The sequence below is a fragment of the Kitasatospora sp. NPDC004531 genome, from assembly GCF_053602195.1.
In genome coordinates, this window is sequence record NZ_JBSGDD010000016.1 from 82,920 (window position 1) to 97,438 (window position 14,519).

Annotated in this window: 12 protein-coding genes; 5 read left to right on the forward strand and 7 right to left on the reverse strand. The window is 73.0% G+C overall.

The window, feature by feature from the left end:
• Window positions 1-402 precede the first annotated feature (402 nt).
• Together ACWEMJ_RS10210 and ACWEMJ_RS10215 are read right to left on the reverse strand one after the other, a co-directional pair.
• Window positions 403-1,089 (reverse strand): ABC transporter ATP-binding protein, encoded by a 687-nt coding sequence (locus tag ACWEMJ_RS10210; RefSeq protein WP_452136537.1) that lies wholly within the window; start codon window positions 1,087-1,089, stop codon window positions 403-405.
• Window positions 1,086-1,613: a helix-turn-helix transcriptional regulator gene (locus ACWEMJ_RS10215; protein WP_452136538.1), complete on the reverse strand. Its 528-nt coding sequence runs from the start codon at window positions 1,611-1,613 to the stop codon at window positions 1,086-1,088. The genes ACWEMJ_RS10210 and ACWEMJ_RS10215 overlap by 4 nt, the downstream gene beginning before the upstream one ends.
• 115 nt (window positions 1,614-1,728) lie before the next feature.
• Here ACWEMJ_RS10215 and ACWEMJ_RS10220 point away from each other — a divergent pair, with 115 nt between their 5' ends.
• On the forward strand, window positions 1,729-2,229 hold the full coding sequence (locus tag ACWEMJ_RS10220; RefSeq protein ID WP_452136539.1) for a hypothetical protein: 501 nt from the start codon (window positions 1,729-1,731) through the stop codon (window positions 2,227-2,229).
• Window positions 2,230-2,233: 4 nt separating this feature from the next.
• Here the strand turns inward: ACWEMJ_RS10220 and ACWEMJ_RS10225 are convergent, their stop codons facing one another.
• The 3 genes from ACWEMJ_RS10225 to ACWEMJ_RS10235 all read right to left on the reverse strand — a co-directional run bounded on the left by ACWEMJ_RS10225 (window position 2,234) and on the right by ACWEMJ_RS10235 (window position 6,110).
• Window positions 2,234-3,037 carry an exodeoxyribonuclease III gene (locus ACWEMJ_RS10225; RefSeq protein ID WP_452136540.1) on the reverse strand — a complete coding sequence of 268 codons (804 nt, stop codon included), beginning with the start codon at window positions 3,035-3,037 and terminating at the stop codon, window positions 2,234-2,236.
• 118 nt (window positions 3,038-3,155) lie between these two features.
• Window positions 3,156-4,937, reverse strand: coding sequence for a gamma-glutamyltransferase (gene ggt, locus ACWEMJ_RS10230; protein WP_452136541.1), 1,782 nt, complete (start codon window positions 4,935-4,937; stop codon window positions 3,156-3,158).
• 108 nt (window positions 4,938-5,045) lie between these two features.
• A complete protein-coding gene (locus ACWEMJ_RS10235) occupies window positions 5,046-6,110 on the reverse strand; it encodes an ROK family glucokinase (protein WP_452136552.1) in 1,065 nt (354 codons plus the stop codon).
• A gap of 279 nt (window positions 6,111-6,389) precedes the next feature.
• On the opposite strand from ACWEMJ_RS10235, the gene ACWEMJ_RS10240 reads away from it, so the two are divergent.
• A complete protein-coding gene (locus ACWEMJ_RS10240; protein WP_452136542.1) occupies window positions 6,390-7,520 on the forward strand; it encodes an alpha/beta hydrolase in 1,131 nt (376 codons plus the stop codon).
• Between the two features lie 54 nt (window positions 7,521-7,574).
• On the opposite strand, the gene ACWEMJ_RS10245 is transcribed toward ACWEMJ_RS10240, so the two are convergent.
• The gene (locus ACWEMJ_RS10245) at window positions 7,575-8,528 is read right to left on the reverse strand and encodes a glycoside hydrolase family 16 protein (RefSeq protein ID WP_452136543.1); all 954 of its coding nucleotides are present in this window, start codon (window positions 8,526-8,528) and stop codon (window positions 7,575-7,577) included.
• Between the two features lie 334 nt (window positions 8,529-8,862).
• On the opposite strand from ACWEMJ_RS10245, the gene ACWEMJ_RS10250 reads away from it, so the two are divergent.
• The 3 genes from ACWEMJ_RS10250 (at window position 8,863) to ACWEMJ_RS10260 (ending at window position 12,676) form a co-directional block, all read left to right on the forward strand.
• A complete protein-coding gene (locus ACWEMJ_RS10250) occupies window positions 8,863-9,267 on the forward strand; it encodes a hypothetical protein (protein ID WP_452136544.1) in 405 nt (134 codons plus the stop codon).
• Window positions 9,268-9,362: 95 nt separating this feature from the next.
• Window positions 9,363-11,450 (forward strand): bifunctional polysaccharide deacetylase/glycosyltransferase family 2 protein, encoded by a 2,088-nt coding sequence (locus ACWEMJ_RS10255; protein WP_452136553.1) that lies wholly within the window; start codon window positions 9,363-9,365, stop codon window positions 11,448-11,450.
• 2 nt (window positions 11,451-11,452) lie between these two features.
• On the forward strand, window positions 11,453-12,676 hold the full coding sequence (locus ACWEMJ_RS10260) for an acyltransferase family protein (RefSeq protein WP_452136545.1): 1,224 nt from the start codon (window positions 11,453-11,455) through the stop codon (window positions 12,674-12,676).
• 9 nt (window positions 12,677-12,685) lie between these two features.
• Here the strand turns inward: ACWEMJ_RS10260 and ACWEMJ_RS10265 are convergent, their stop codons facing one another.
• Window positions 12,686-14,230, reverse strand: a complete 1,545-nt coding sequence (locus tag ACWEMJ_RS10265; RefSeq protein ID WP_452136546.1) for a PucR family transcriptional regulator — start codon at window positions 14,228-14,230, stop codon at window positions 12,686-12,688.
• Window positions 14,231-14,519 lie beyond the last annotated feature (289 nt).

The following is a 14,519-nucleotide window of genomic DNA, read 5'->3' on the forward strand; positions in this document are numbered from 1 at the left end:
CGCCGGAGGCGGAACTCCCCGCCGTCACACCGCCGGAGGCGGAACTCGCCGCAGTCGCACCGCCGGAGGCGGAATTCTCCTGCCCGCCACTCCCGCCAGAGGCGAAACTCCCCGCAGCCGCCCCGCCGGAGGCGGAACTCGCCTGCCCACCGGCCCCGCCGGAGGCGGAATTCGCCACACCGCCGGAGGCGGTGTTCCCCGCGGCCTCCCGATCCGCGGGGTGGCCGTGGACGAACGGGGTGTTGAACCAGGCGTTGCGGCCGTTCTGGGCGTGCACGCCGTTGATCGCGGCGAGCGTGGTGAACAGCAGGCCCACGCCGATGGCGACGGCCCCGGCGGTGATGGCGAGCCGAATGATCGCCTCGCGGCCGCCGCTGACGGCCAGTCGCAGTCCGAGTCGGATCATGAGGTCAGCCGTCCGCTCAGCGAGGTGGCCCGGCCGTCGCGGACGATCGCCTCGCGGTCGGCGTAGGCGGCGATCCGCGCCTCGTGGGTGACCAGGACGACGGTGGTGCCCTGGTCGCGGGCGCTGCCGACCAGCAGGTCCATCACCTGTTCGCCCGTCAGGGAGTCGAGCGCGCCGGTGGGTTCGTCGGCGAACAGGACGCGCGGTTCGGCGACCAGTCCGCGGGCGAGGGCGACGCGTTGGGCCTGGCCGCCGGAGAGTTCGCCGGAGCGGCGGGCCTCCAGGCCGTCCAGGCCGAGCCTGGGGAACCAGCTGCGGGCACGCTGGAGCGCGGCACCCCGGCGGGCGCCGCCGAGCAGCAGCGGCAGGGCGACGTTCTCCTCTGCCGTCAACTCCGGTACCAGCTGGCCGAATTGGAAGACGAAGCCGAAGCTGTCGCGGCGCAGGGCGCTGCGTTCCTGTTCGCCGAGGCGGTCGATCCGGCGGCCGTCGAAGTGGATCTCGCCGCTGTCGGGGGTGAGGATGCCGGCCAGGCAGTGCAGCAGGGTGGACTTGCCGGAGCCACTGGGGCCCATGATGGCGAGGATCTCGCCTGCGTCGACGGCGAGTTCGGCGCCGCGCAGGGCGGGGGTCTCGCCGAAGGAGAGGGTCACGTCCCGGGCGTGCAGCAGGGGTTCGGTCATCGCTTGGCCACCTCCGCGGCGAGGGCGTCGAGTCGGGCGGCGGTCAGGTCGATCCAGCGCAGGTCGGACTCCAGGTGGAACAGTCCGTGGTCGGCGAGGAGGGCGTCGACGAGGCTGCCGGAGCGCTTGATCGCGGTGAGTTCGCGCATCCGCGCCAGGTGGGCGGCGCGCTGGGTGTCGAGGTACAGCTCGGCGTCGCGGCCGAGCATCAGGGCGAGGACGACCTTGCTGAACAGCACGGTCTGCAGGTGGGGTTCGGCGGCGACGGGTTCGCGCAGCCAGTCCTCGAACTCGGTGGCGCCGGTCTCGGTGATCACGTACCGCTTGCGGTCGGGCCCGTCACCGGCCTCGGGCTCCCCGACGACCACCTTGCCGTCCCGGGCGAGCCGCCCGAGGGTCGCGTACACCTGGCCGAAGGGCAGCGGTTTGCCGCGCCCGAAGAAGGCGTCGTAGTCCCGCTTGAGGTCGTAGCCGTGGCTGGGCTCGCGTTCGAGGAGCCCGAGCAGGGTGAGTGGAACGCTCATGATCGGAACAGTACGCCGGAGGTGTACTTCGCGTCTATACACTCAGAGAATACTGCCGCAGAAATCTCCGCCCACCGGCCCCGACCTGCGGTTTCACGAACGAGGAGACGAAACAGTGGAGTTCACGAAGCTGCGCCCGGACGGGGCGTCAGCCGCCACTCGGCTCGGTGAACTGACGCTGCACCGGACCCGCGCCAGGACGTACGGCGACACCGCGGAGTCCTGGCGAGTGGAGCTCGACGGCCGCCCGCTGGCCGAGCTGCCCCGGTTCGGGCGGCCCGGCTCCCACGCCGCCGCGTTGGCGCGCCGCGGCATTCTCGGCACCTTCGACGGCGCCGAGCTGCACCTCCGCGCCCGCGGCCGGCATCTGCTGCGCTCCGGCCGTTTCGTGGAGTTCCGCGCGGGCGACCGCACGCTGCGCTTCGTGCGCCGCGGCCTGCTGTGCGCGGAGCTCCTGGAGGACGGCCGGAGCGTGGCCGGCTCCGACGGGCGGGTGTCGGTGGAGCCGGATCCGCTGCTGGTGTGCGCCGTCGCCCTGTACCACTGGGCCGAGTTGGACCACGTCAACGCCAACCCGGTGCTGGGCGGCGTCGTCCTCGCGGCACTGCTCTCCTGACGGCTCAGAGGTCCAGGTCGACCAGGACGGGCGCGTGGTCCGAGGTGCCCTTGCCCTTGCGGGCCTCGCGGTCGACGTAGCTGTCCGTGACGGCGTCGGCGAAGGGCTTGTTGGCGTAGGTGAGGTCGATCCGCATGCCGCGGTTCTTCGGGAACGCCAACTGCCGGTAGTCCCAGTAGGTGTAGGGGTGGTCGTACTTGAGCGGGCGGGGGACGACGTCCTGCAGGCCGATCTCCTGGAGGGCGGTCAGCGCGGCGCGCTCGGGGGCGGTGACGTGGGTGAGGCCGGCGAAGGCGGCGATGTCGAAGACGTCCGCGTCGGTGGGCGCGATGTTGTAGTCGCCGAGGACGGCGAACGGGCGCTCCCCCGCCGCGTCCTCACGAACGGCGTCGCGCAGCGCGGCCAGCCACTCCAGCTTGTAGCGGTAGTGGGCGTGGTCGACCTCGCGGCCGTTGGGCACGTACACCGACCAGACCCGGACGGGGCCGCAGGTGGCGGCGACGGCGCGCGGCTCGGTGACCGGGAGCATCGCGTCCTCGGCGAGGTAGCCGGGCTGGCCGGGCAGGTCGCGGACCACGTCCGCCAGGCCGATCCGGGACAGCACGGCGACGCCGTTCCACCGGCCGGTGCCGTGCGCGGCGGCCTCGTAGCCGAGCTCCCCGATCGCCTCGGCCGGGAACGCCTCGGTGGAGCACTTGAGTTCCTGCAGGCAGAGCACGTCCGGCTTGGCGGACTCCAGCCACTCCAGCAGCTTGGGCAGCCGGGCGGTGACGGAGTTGATGTTCCAGGTGGCGATGCGGACGGTCACGGCGGCCTTCCCTCGGCGGTACGGACGGACGGGGCTCCCGGCACCGGGCCGGCCACCCCGTCCGAACATACCGCCCACCACCGACAGCGCCCGGCAGGCGACGGCTCGGCGGGACGGCTCAGCGGGACGGGTGCACGACCGCTGCCGAGCCGCCGCCGCGGCGGGTGGGTTCGGCGGCGGCCAGCCAGCGGCCGTCGGGGAGCCGTTCGATGCCGGTGGCGGCGCCGATCTCCGGGGTGGAGCTGAACACGTGGCCCATGGCCTGGAGCTTCGCCGCCTCGGGCGAGGCGAGGAAGGCCGGCTCGGCCTGGGTGGCGGCGGTGTTGCGCTGGCTGGCGCGGGGCGCGGCGATGGCCTGTTCCAGCGTCAGTCCGCGGTCGATCCGTCCGGTCAGCACCTGGAGCACGGTGGTGATGATGGTGGCGCCGCCGGGCGAGCCGACCGCCAGGTACGGCTTGCCGGCCTTGAGCACGATGGTCGGGGAGATCGAGGAGCGCGGCCGCTTGGCCGGGCCGGGCAGGTTGGGGTCGGGGACGCCCGGGGTGAGCGGGGCGAAGTTGAAGTCGGTCAGCTCGTTGTTGAGCAGGAAGCCGCGGCCTGGCACGGTGATGCCGCTGCCGCCGGTCTGCTCGATGGTCAGCGTGTAGGAGACGACGTTGCCCCACCGGTCGGCGACCGTCAGGTGCGTGGTGCTCAGGCCCTCGTACGGTTCGGCCGCCGGCTGCCCGCCGCTCGCGCAGGGCGCCGGGTGGTACGGGTCGCCGGGGGCGACGGGGCTGGTCAGGGCGTGGGCCGGGTCGATCAGGCAGGCCCGGGAGGCGGCGTAGGCCGGGGAGAGCAGCTGCCGGGTCGGCACCTGCACGAAGCGCGGGTCGCCGACCCAGCGGTTGCGGTCGGCGAAGGCGAGCCGGCTGGCCTCCAGGAAGCGGTGGTCGTACTGGACGGGGTCGGCGGCGGCGCCGGTGCCGAGGATGTTCAGCGCCTCGCCGACGGTGGTGCCGCCGGAGGAGGACGGGGCGATGCCGTACACGTCCAGGCCGCGGAAGGAGACGTGGGTCGGGTCCTGCTGCTCGACCCGGTACGCGGCGAGGTCGGCGGCGTCGACCTTCCCGGGGCGGGCGTTGCGGCCGGAGGCGGGGTCGACGGGCGGGTGCTGGAGGGTGCGCACCACGTCCGCGCCGATCGGTCCCCGGTACAGCGCGGCGGTGCCGTTGCGGCCCAACTCCCGGTAGGTGGCGGCGAGATCGGGGTTGCGGAAGGTGGAGCCGACGACCGGCAGGGCGCCGTTCGGCAGGAACAGCGCGCGGCTGGCCGGGAAGTCCTGGAACCGGGCCTGGTTGAGGGCGGTCTGGTCCTGGAAGGTCTGATCGACCGTGAACCCACGGTCGGCGATCCGCTCGGCCGGTTTCAGCACCTCGCCGAGATCCCGGCTGCCCCAGCGCCGCAGCGCCTGCTCCCAGGTGGCGGCGGTGCCGGGCACGCCGACGGACAGGCCGCTGGTGACGGCGTCGGCGAACGGCAGCGGCTGCCCGTTCTCCAGGAACAGCGAGCTGTCGGCCGTCCGCGAGGCGGTCTCCCGGCCGTCCAGCGTGGTGACCTTGCCGGTGCGGGCGTCGTAGTACACGAAGTACCCGCCGCCGCCGATGCCCGCCGAGTACGGTTCGGTGACGCCGAGCGCGGCCGCGGTGGCGACGGCGGCGTCCACCGCGTTCCCGCCGTGCCGCAGCACCTCCAGCCCGGCGTTGGTGGCGTCGGCGTCCACGCTGGCCACCGCGCCGCCCCACCCCACCGCCTCCGGCTGCTTGCCGGCCGTGCCGGGCGCGGCCTGGGCGGGTGCGGCGGTGCAGAGCAGTCCGGTGACGAGTGCGAGTGCGGGGACGAGACGGGCGAGGGGTCTCATACGGCCTCCCTGGGACGGCGTCGGTCTCCCGTTCTCCCACACCCGCCCCACCCCCGACAACGTGCCCTTCGGCCAACTGCCGCAAGCAGAACCGTATCTGTCGGTGCGTCAGCGACCGGTCGCGCGTTCCACCCGGCGGCGTTTGACGGTGCGGAAGCGGCGGGCGACCTGGCGGGCCAGGTCGGCGGCGCCGACCAGCCCGGCCTCGTTGCCGAGCGCGGCGTGCACGATCTCGGCCTCGGGGCGGAAGCCGCGGCCGGTGAGGGTGCGGCGGAAGGCGTCCTGGGCGGGGGCGAGCAGCAGGTCGCCGGCTTCGCTGACGCCGCCGCCGACGACGAAGCGGCCGGGGTCGAGCGCGGCGGCGAGGTTGGCGATGCCGACGCCGAGCCAGCGGCCGACCTCGTAGAGCAGCTCGACGGCGACCGGGTCGCCGTCGCGCGCGGCCTCGGTGACCAGCGGGCCGGAGATGCCCAGCGGGGTGCCGCCGGCCCGGGCGAGCAGCGGCTGGACCACCGGGGACTCCTCGGCGGCGAGCTCGCGGGCCTCGCGGACCAGCGCGTTGCCGGAGGAGTACTGCTCCCAGCAGCCGCGGTTGCCGCACGGGCAGCGGTGGCCGCCGGGCACCACCTGCATGTGGCCGAACTCGCCGGCCAGGCCGTGCTTGCCCCGGTCGACGTACCCGTCGCGGACCACCGCGCCGCCGATGCCGGTGCCGAGGGTGATCATCACCATGTGGTCCTCGCCGCGGCCGGCGCCGAAGCGCCATTCGGCCCAGGCGGCGGCGTTGGCGTCGTTCTCGACCACCACGGGGAAGCGCAGCCGGGCGCTGAGCGCCTGTTGGAGGGGCTCGTTGCGCCAGTTCAGGTGGGGGGCGAACAGCACGGTGGAGCGTTCGGAGTCGACCCAGCCGGCCGCGCCGACGCCGACCGCGTGGACGTCGTGCTTGTCGGCGAGCTGCAGGACCAGGTCGATGATGACGTCCTCGACGACCTTGGGGCTCTTGCTCTTGTCCGGGGTCTCGGTGCGCACCCGCTCCAGCACCCGGCCCTCGCCGTCGACCACGCCGGCCACCACCTTGGTGCCGCCGATGTCGACGCCGATGGTGGGCAGTCGCAGCACTCCGGCGGGCAGCGTGCGGCGGCGGCGTTCGGCGCGCGGGCCGAGGCCCAGCAGGCTGGGCAGGGCGGGGCGGGCGGGGCCGTTGGCACTGGTCACGGAATGAATGCTCCTGGTTTCGGTAAAGACTGCGGGCTGGTGCGGGAGGGCTGTGGGCGAACTGGCAGACTAGGCCGCGAACGCACAGCGGATTCTCACGAAAACGTGATGTTCCTCTCAGGTTTCTGCGGGTGTCGCCAGCAACTGATCGTGTGTTTGACGCAGTCTGACAAGTGTGATGTGCGAACCGGGGGACCGTGCCCCGGACGGCCGGACGACCCGATTCGAGAGAACCCGATGCAGCTGACAGGCACCCCGTTCCTTATTCTGACGATCATCCTGGTGCCGATCTCGATCGCCGTGGCCCTGCTGCTGTGGGGCCGGGCCCGGGGGCCGAAGCCGGTCCAGGTGCTCTCCAGGATCGTGATGCTGCTGTTCTGTCAGATCACCGCCGTCCTGACCGTCTTCGTCATGGTCAACAACGCCAACCTGATCTACGGCAGCTGGGACGACCTGCTGGGCACCGGCAACCACGTCCGCGCGGTGCCCAACGTGCAGGCCGACACCGGCGCGAGCGGCACCCCCGGCAACGACGCGAAGCCGCAGCACACCAAGGTCGTCCAGCAGTTCAAGCCGGTCGGCGACTCGAAGGTGCCCGGCGACGTGCAGACCACCGACCTCAAGGGCGCCCTCTCCGGCGTCGACGGCGAGGTGCTGGTCTGGCTGCCGCCGCAGTACAACGACCCGGCGTACAAGGACAAGACCTTCCCGGTGGTCGAGCTGCTGCCGGGCTGGCCGGGCTCCTCGAAGACCTGGTTCGGCACCCTGCGGGTCTCCGAGCAGCTCAAGCCGATGATGCAGAGCGGCCAGGTCACCCCGTTCATCCTGATCTCGCCGCGCACCAACCTGCTGGGCGACTCCACCGACACCGGCTGCGCCGACGTGCCGGGCAAGGTCAACGCCGACACCTGGCTGTCCAAGGACGTCCCGCAGATGGTGCTGGACAACTTCCGGGTGGACCCCTCGGCCGACCGCTGGGCGGTGGCCGGCTACTCGGCGGGCGCGCACTGCGCGGCCAAGCTGGCGCTGGAGCACCCGGACCGCTACCGCGCCGGGATCAGCCTGTCCGGCTACAACGACCCGGCCGCCGAGGGCCAGTCGCTGACCGCGAAGGACCCGCACCTGCGGGAGATCTCCAACCCGCTGAACATCCTGAAGAACGCCAAGACCCCGCCGAAGACCGCGCTGTACGTCTCCGGCAACAAGGGCGACGGCCTGGAGGGCGGCGAGGCGCTCAAGGCGGCGGCCAAGGCCCCGACCACGGTGACCGTCCAGGAGACCACCGGCGCGCACAGCAGCGACGTGTGGAAGCCGATGGTCCCGGGCGTCTTCACCTGGCTGACCGGGATCATCCCCGCCCAGCACTGACACCCCGCGACGCACGAAGGGCCCGGCAGCTGCCGGGCCCTTCGTGTTCCCGCGTCAGGACTTCGGCAGGGTGTCGACCCAGTCGGTGCCGGCGCCGTAGAAGCCGTCCACCGTCTGCTGCACCTCGGCCGCGGAGACGGCCTGGTCGGCCTTGTAGTAGAACCAGTTGACCTTCATGTCCCAGCTGCGCGGGCCGCTGATGGTGGGCAGCAGGTCGATGAACCAGTTGCTGAAGTGGACGTCCATCCGCTCGCGCGGGACGTACTTGTCGGAGCTGGTGAACAGCTCCTTGCCGTCCAGCGAGTAGACGACCTTGCCGTCCATCGCGGTGACCATCAGGGTGTGCCAGCCCTCCAGGCGCTGCTTGGCGGCGTGGGTGACGCGGTCCGGCGGGTCGGCCTTGAACCAGCTGGTGGTGTCGAGCTTGGGGCCGGGCGCGCCCCAGCCGCCGTTGGGCAGGTACTCGTAGTCGAGCTCGCTGTAGTTCGCGGAGTCGTCGGCCGGCGAGATCGGGAAGAAGGTCTGCACCACGTGGTCGCCGGTGCGGCCGCTGGACGGCTTGTCGCTGAACCGGATCCGGGCGGCGAAGGTGCCGTGGAACAGGTTGGTGCCGGTGCTCTGCACCTCGACCTGCCGGGTGCCCTGCTTGGTGCCGTCGGTGGTCGAGCGCAGTTGCAGCGCCCGGCCGCCCTGGGCGCTCTGGTCGTCGGGGAAGGACGCGCCGGCGGCGCTCCAGGTGTCCTTGATGCCGGGGCCGCCGCCGCCCTCCCGGACCTCCCAGCCGTGCGCGGCGAAGTTCGGGTCCTCGGGGCCGGTGTAGCGGAAGGTGTCGAACAGGGTTCCCGGCGGCCCGCTCGGCTTCGACGGGCTCGCCGCGGCGGGCCCGCCCTTCGCGGCGGAGTCGCCGCCGGCGGCGGGGTCGCCGGTGCAGGCGGCGAGCGCGCACAGCAGGGTCGGCAGCGTGATCACGCTCCACACGCGGCGGGCGGGACGGCGGGACTGGCGCACACGGGCTCCTTGGGGCGCGGCGGCGGTGGCTGGACACGCCTGCCGCACGGGGATCGACGACCGGTCGGAGGCGGTCATCCTAACGGGGCTCACCGGCCGCGCCGCCGCCGGGACGGCCCGCGCGGGCGGGCATCGGCCGAGGTCCACGGTCCGTGCACAGGTACATACCAGTACGTGATGGTAGGGGTCTCGATCCGGTCACAACCCTGACTCAGAAGGTGTCGAAACTGGACATCGGGGCCAATTCGGCTCAGGTCGGTGCACTAGCGTTCGATCCACGCTCCCGCGGTCTTCGCTCCCTGCCCCTGAAAGGCCTCGCTCGGTGCGCCCTGCCATGACCTCCTCCGAGCGCGAATCGACGCACCCGGCCCCGGACTTCGACGCGCGCCTCGCCGAAGAGCCGCTGCCCGAGCCGGTGTTCGTGGACGAGTCGGGGCTGCGCGGCCGGCTGCTGCGGGGCCTCGGCTGGCCGGTCTCGGTGGTGGGCGCGGTGCTGGCGGTCGCGATGGGCGGCAGCCTGATCGGCGTGCAGGCGGACGCCCCGGCGATGGAGATCCCGCCGCAGAGCGCCCAGCCGGAGCGGCCCGCGCCCTCCCCGTCGCCGTCGCCGTCCGCCTCGGGCAGCGCGTCGCCCTCGGTCGGCCCGTCGTCCTCCCGCTCCGCGCCCGCCAGGCCCAGCAGCTCGGCCGGCTCGAAGACCACCGTCAAACCGACGGGGCAGTCCACCAAGCACCCCTGATCCATCCGCACCACCCTTTCCAGGAGCGCCCTTTGTCCCGCCACCAGCGCCGGCGGCAGTCCCTGCTGAGGCCGCGCCGACTGGCCGCCCCGCCGCTGCGCTTCGTGATGCCGCTGTCCCTGCTGGCGTGCCTGCTGGTGCTGCTGGTGCTGCGCGGCCTCGCCACCAACGAGGTGTTCCACGACACCCGGATCGCGCAGTCCGTCGACAAGACGACCGTGCCGGAGGACCTGCTCAAGGGCGGCCCGGTGATCGACGCGCGCGGCGACAAGAAAGGGAACCCGGTCAGCTACCGGATCCCGGACAAGACGGTGGTGCTGAGCTTCGACGACGGCCCCTCGCCGGAGTGGACGCCGAAGATCCTCGACGTGCTGAAGGCGCACGACATCCGCGCGGACTTCTTCGTCACCGGCGCGATGACCACCCGCAACCCGGAGCTGATCCGGCAGATCGTCGCGAACGGCCACGAGATCGGCCTGCACACCTTCACCCACCCCGACCTGGCGTTCCAGTCGCACACCCGGATCAGCTGGGAGCTGGCGCAGACCCAGCTGGCGCTGGCGGGCGTCGCGGGCGTGCACAGCTCGCTGTTCCGGCCGCCGTACTCCTCGGACGCCTCGGCGATGGACGACTGGAACTACCCGGTCATCAAGTACGTCGGCGCGCACGGCTACCTGACGGCGTTCATCGACAAGGACACCGACGACTGGAAGCGCCCGGGCGTCGAGGAGATCGTCAAGGCGGCGATGCCGTCCAAGCCGGGCGCGGGCGAGCTGATCCTGCTGCACGACGCGGGCGGCGACCGCTCGGAGACGGTGGAGGCGCTGGAGCAGATCATCGTCAAGCTCCAGGCCGAGGGCTACCGCTTCACCACCGTCTCGGACGCGCTGGGCGCCACCCCGGCGATGGTGCCGGTGCACGGCTTCCAGCTGTGGGCGGGCAAGGGCTTCGTCTGGGCCACCCAGGTCGCGGTGTACACCCTGCCGCTGCTGGTCGGGCTGCTCGCGCTGGTCGGCTTCCTGAACTTCGGCCGGTTCGCGCTGATGATCGTCCTCGCCCCGGTGCACGCCCGCCGCTCCAAGCGCAAGGGCGCCTGGGGGCCGCCGGTCACCGAGCCGGTCACCGTGCTCGTCCCCGCGTACAACGAGCTGGAGTGCATCGCCAACACCCTGAACTCGCTGGCCGCCAGCGACTACCCGATCGAAGTGATCGTCATCGACGACGGCTCCACGGACGGCACCGCGGACATCGTCGAGGAGATGAACCTGCCGTTCGTCCGGCTGATCCGCAAGGTCAACGGCGGCAAGCCCAGCGCGCTCAACGCCGGCATCGAGGCCGCCTCGTACGACATCGTGGTGATGATGGACGGCGACACTGTCTTCGAGCCGTCCACGGTGCGGGAGTTGGTGCAGCCGTTCGCCGACCCGAGGATCGGCGCGGTGGCCGGCAACGCCAAGGTCGGCAACCGGGACAGCCTGATCGGCGCCTGGCAGCACATCGAGTACGTGCTCGGCCACAACCTGGACCGCCGGATGTACGACGTGCTGAACGTCATCCCGACCATCCCCGGCGCGGTCGGCGCGTTCCGCAAGGAGGCGCTGCGGCAGGTCGGCGGGATGAGCGACGACACCCTCGCCGAGGACACCGACATCACCATCGCGGTGCTGTGCCAGGGTTGGCGGGTCGTCTACGCCGAGCGGGCCCGCGCCTGGACCGAGGCGCCCGCGAGCCTCCAGCAGCTCTGGTCGCAGCGCTACCGCTGGAGCTACGGCTCGATGCAGGCGATGTGGAAGCACCGCCGCGCCGTGGTCTCCCGCGGCCCGGCCGGGCGCTTCGGCCGGATCGGGCTGCCGATGGTGGTGCTGTTCGGCGTGGTCGCCCCGCTGCTGGCGCCGCTGGTCGACCTGTTCCTGCTGTACGGCGTGCTGTTCACGGACGCGCCCATCACGCTCGCCAGCTGGGGCGGTTTCATCCTGCTCCAGGCGGTGCTGTCCTGGTACGCCTTCCGGCTCGACCGCGAGAAGCCCTGGCACCTGATCAGCCTGCCGCTGCAACAGGTGGTCTACCGGCAGTTGATGTACATCGTCCTGCTGCAGTCCACGATCACCGCGCTCACCGGCGGCCGGCTGCGCTGGCACAAGCTCCGGCGCACCGGCGAGGTCGCTGTCCCCGTGGAGGCCTGACCATGAGCGACACCATCCGGCTGCGGATCCCCGAGCAGCTGCGCCGCGACCACGCCCCGGACACGTTCGTCTCGTCGGTGCGCAAGGCCGGCCGGGACCGCTACCTCGACCTGCTGCGCGCGATGGCGCTGGTCCGCGTGGTGCTGTACCACCACTTCGAGTGGTTCTGGCTGCCGCTGGCCTTCCCGTCGATGGGCGTGATGTTCGCGCTGGCCGGCTCGCTGATGACGCGTTCGCTGAGCCGCCCCGCGCTCGGCGTGATCCGCAGCCGGCTGCGCCGCCTGCTGCCGCCGATGTGGCTGTTCGGCGCCGTGGTGGTGACCCTCCAGGTCCTCGACGGCGGCGGCCCGGACGCCGACGGCCACCCCGGCTGGTGGTGGGCGAAGCTGGCGTTCTGGGTGCTGCCGCTGAGCACTCCCCCGTTCGCGGCCGAGTTGCACGGCTTCGGCGGGCACCTGGAGACCGGCTGGGCCTCCCAGCTCGTGGTGCCGCTGTGGTACCTGCGGGCCTACCTCTGGTACGTGCTGCTGTCGCCGCTGATGCTCAGGGCGCTGCGCCGCTTCCCGATGGTGACGCTGTTCGCCCCGCTGGCGCTGGTGATCGCCATGAACGCGTTCTTCACCGGGCAGGACTTCCCCTACGGACGCGTCTGGGAGACCGTCAACGACTTCGCGATGTTCGGCTCCTGCTGGATCCTCGGCATGGCCCACCGGGACGGGCTGCTGCGGCGGATCCCGCAGTACGTGGTGCCGTCGATCGCGCCGCTGATCATGGTGGCGGGCTTCTGGTACCTGCAGACCCGGCCGGTGGATCCCACCCAGCCGACCGACATCGAGGTCTGGCCGATCGCGCAGGCGCTGTGGTCCTTCGGCTTCGTCGCGCTGCTGCTGCACATCAGCCCGTCCTGGGAGCAGTGGCCGCCGCGGCTGGAGCGCTGGAACGGCCTGGTGGGCCTGCTCAACTCGCGGGCCGTCACCGTCTACCTGTGGCACGTGCCGGCGCTGGTGCTGGCCTTCCCGCTGATCGACCCGCTGTGGGACGTCGACTTCTTCTACCAGCACCTCAGGTGGCTGCTGACCAGTGAGTGGTTCAGCCTGCTGGTGGCGATCCCGGTGCTCGTGGTGCTGGTGGCGGCCCTCGGCTGGGTGGAGGACGTGGCGGCGAAGCGCAAGCCGCGGCTGTTCCCGTACCCGCGCCGTCCGCGCGGGCGGCGGCGGATCGGCTGACGGCGCCGGTCAGTCGATCTGGAGGGCCAGGTAGAAGTCGACCCGGTCCTCCAGTCGGGACAGGTCGCGGCCGGTGAGCTCCTCGATCCGCCCGATCCGGTAGCGCAGCGTGTTGACGTGGACGTGCAGCTGGGCGGCGCAGCGGGTCCAGGAGCCGTCGGCGCGCAGGAACGCGGCGAGGGTGTGCAGCAGGTCGGCCTGGTGCTCCTGGTCGTAGGCGGCGACGGGGTCGAGCAGCCGGGCCCGGAAGGCGCGCCGGACCTGGTCGGGGACGGCGGCCAGCAGCAGGACGTGCGAGGCGAGTTCCTCGGGTCCGGCGACCCGGATCCGGCCGGGGCGGGTGTCGGCGATCCGGCGGGCGTGCCGGGCCTCTTCGAGGGCGCCGCGCAGGCCGCCGGGTTCGGTGGCGGGTTCGCACACGCCGACGGTGATCCGGGCGTCGTCGTCGAGTCCGGCGTCCAGTGGGGCGAGCCGGGCGCGGACGGCGTCGGCGGGGACGGGGGCGTCGGGGGCGGGCAGCAGGGCGACGGCGCCGGCGGGGCCGGGGGCGGCGACCAGGGCGGTGGCGGGCAGGGCCTCTTCGAGGATCGGGCGCAGCGCGCCGTCGGGCAGGCCGGTGGCGTGGGCGGACAGCACCAGCCAGCGCGGGTGGTCCTGGTGGGTGGCGGCGTGCAGGGCGCGGGCGATCTCGGCGGGGTCGGCGGCGTGCCGGAGCAGGGTGAGGAGTTCGTCGGCGATCCGGCGGCGCAGGCGGCGGCCGTCGTCGCGGCGGGTGCGTTCGGCGGCGACCAGGCGGGCCAGGTTGTCGGCGAGCTGGCGGCGTTTGGCGGGCCAGTCGGCGAGGTCGCCGGCGAGGACCAGGAACCAGTCGGCGAGCGGGGAGGCGGTGGCGCCTTCGGCGGCGGGCAGCAGGGAGTAGGCGCCGTCGGCGAGGCGGACCCGGTGCGGGGGGCGGTGGCCGCGGTGCTGGGCGGCGAGGTGGGCGCGGGCGAGGCGGTCGCGGTCCTCGGGGGCGAGGCGGTCGGCGGGTCCGGCGATCACCCGGCCGGTGGGGGTGAGCACCCAGCAGTCCAGGTCGAGGTCGCCGCCGAGCAGGTCGAGGACGGCGTCGAGGCCGCCGGCGCCGCCGGCGGAGACCAGCAGCCGGTGCCGGTCGACCAGGGCGGCGAGGTCGGCGGCGCGCCCGGCGGAGACGTGCCGGCCGACGTATTCGGTGACGGTGCCGAAGGCGATGTCGTCGGGGACGGCGAGCAGCGGCAGGCGCTGGCGCCGGCAGGCTTCGACCAGGTCGTCGGGGACGGGTCCGACCTCGACCTCGCCGGCCCCGAGCGCGGCGGCGCCGCCGGCCACCAGGGTGCGCACGAAGCGCTCGGAGTCGGCGGGGGCGGTGCGCCACAGCATGCCGGTGAGGACGAGTTCGCCGCCGTGCAGGAACCGGCCCGGGTCCTGGAGGTCGGTGGTCATCACCGAGGTGACCTGCCGGTCGAGCTCCTCCGCGCCGGCGAGCAGGCGCAGCCGGGGTGCGCCGGGGGCGAGCAGGTCGCGGACGCGCATGGAGGGGGCCCTTCGTGACGGTGCGGCGGGTGGTGCGGGTGCTTCGTGGGGGTGATTCCGGGGCGGGGACGGCCCAGGGTGACCCGGTCGGGCCCATGGATCGTCCACATTGGACGAACGTACAGGACAGTGCGGTGGCGCACCGTCGGCCCTCATGCCATCGGTGACTGCCGGCGGCCCCTTCGGCGGCGGTTCACTGGCCTGCAGGCCGCCCGGTCCGGCCCGGCCGGGCCCGGCCGGGCCCCGCCGGGGCGTCCGGCCCGGGCGTGCGGCCGCGGCGGGCGCCCGC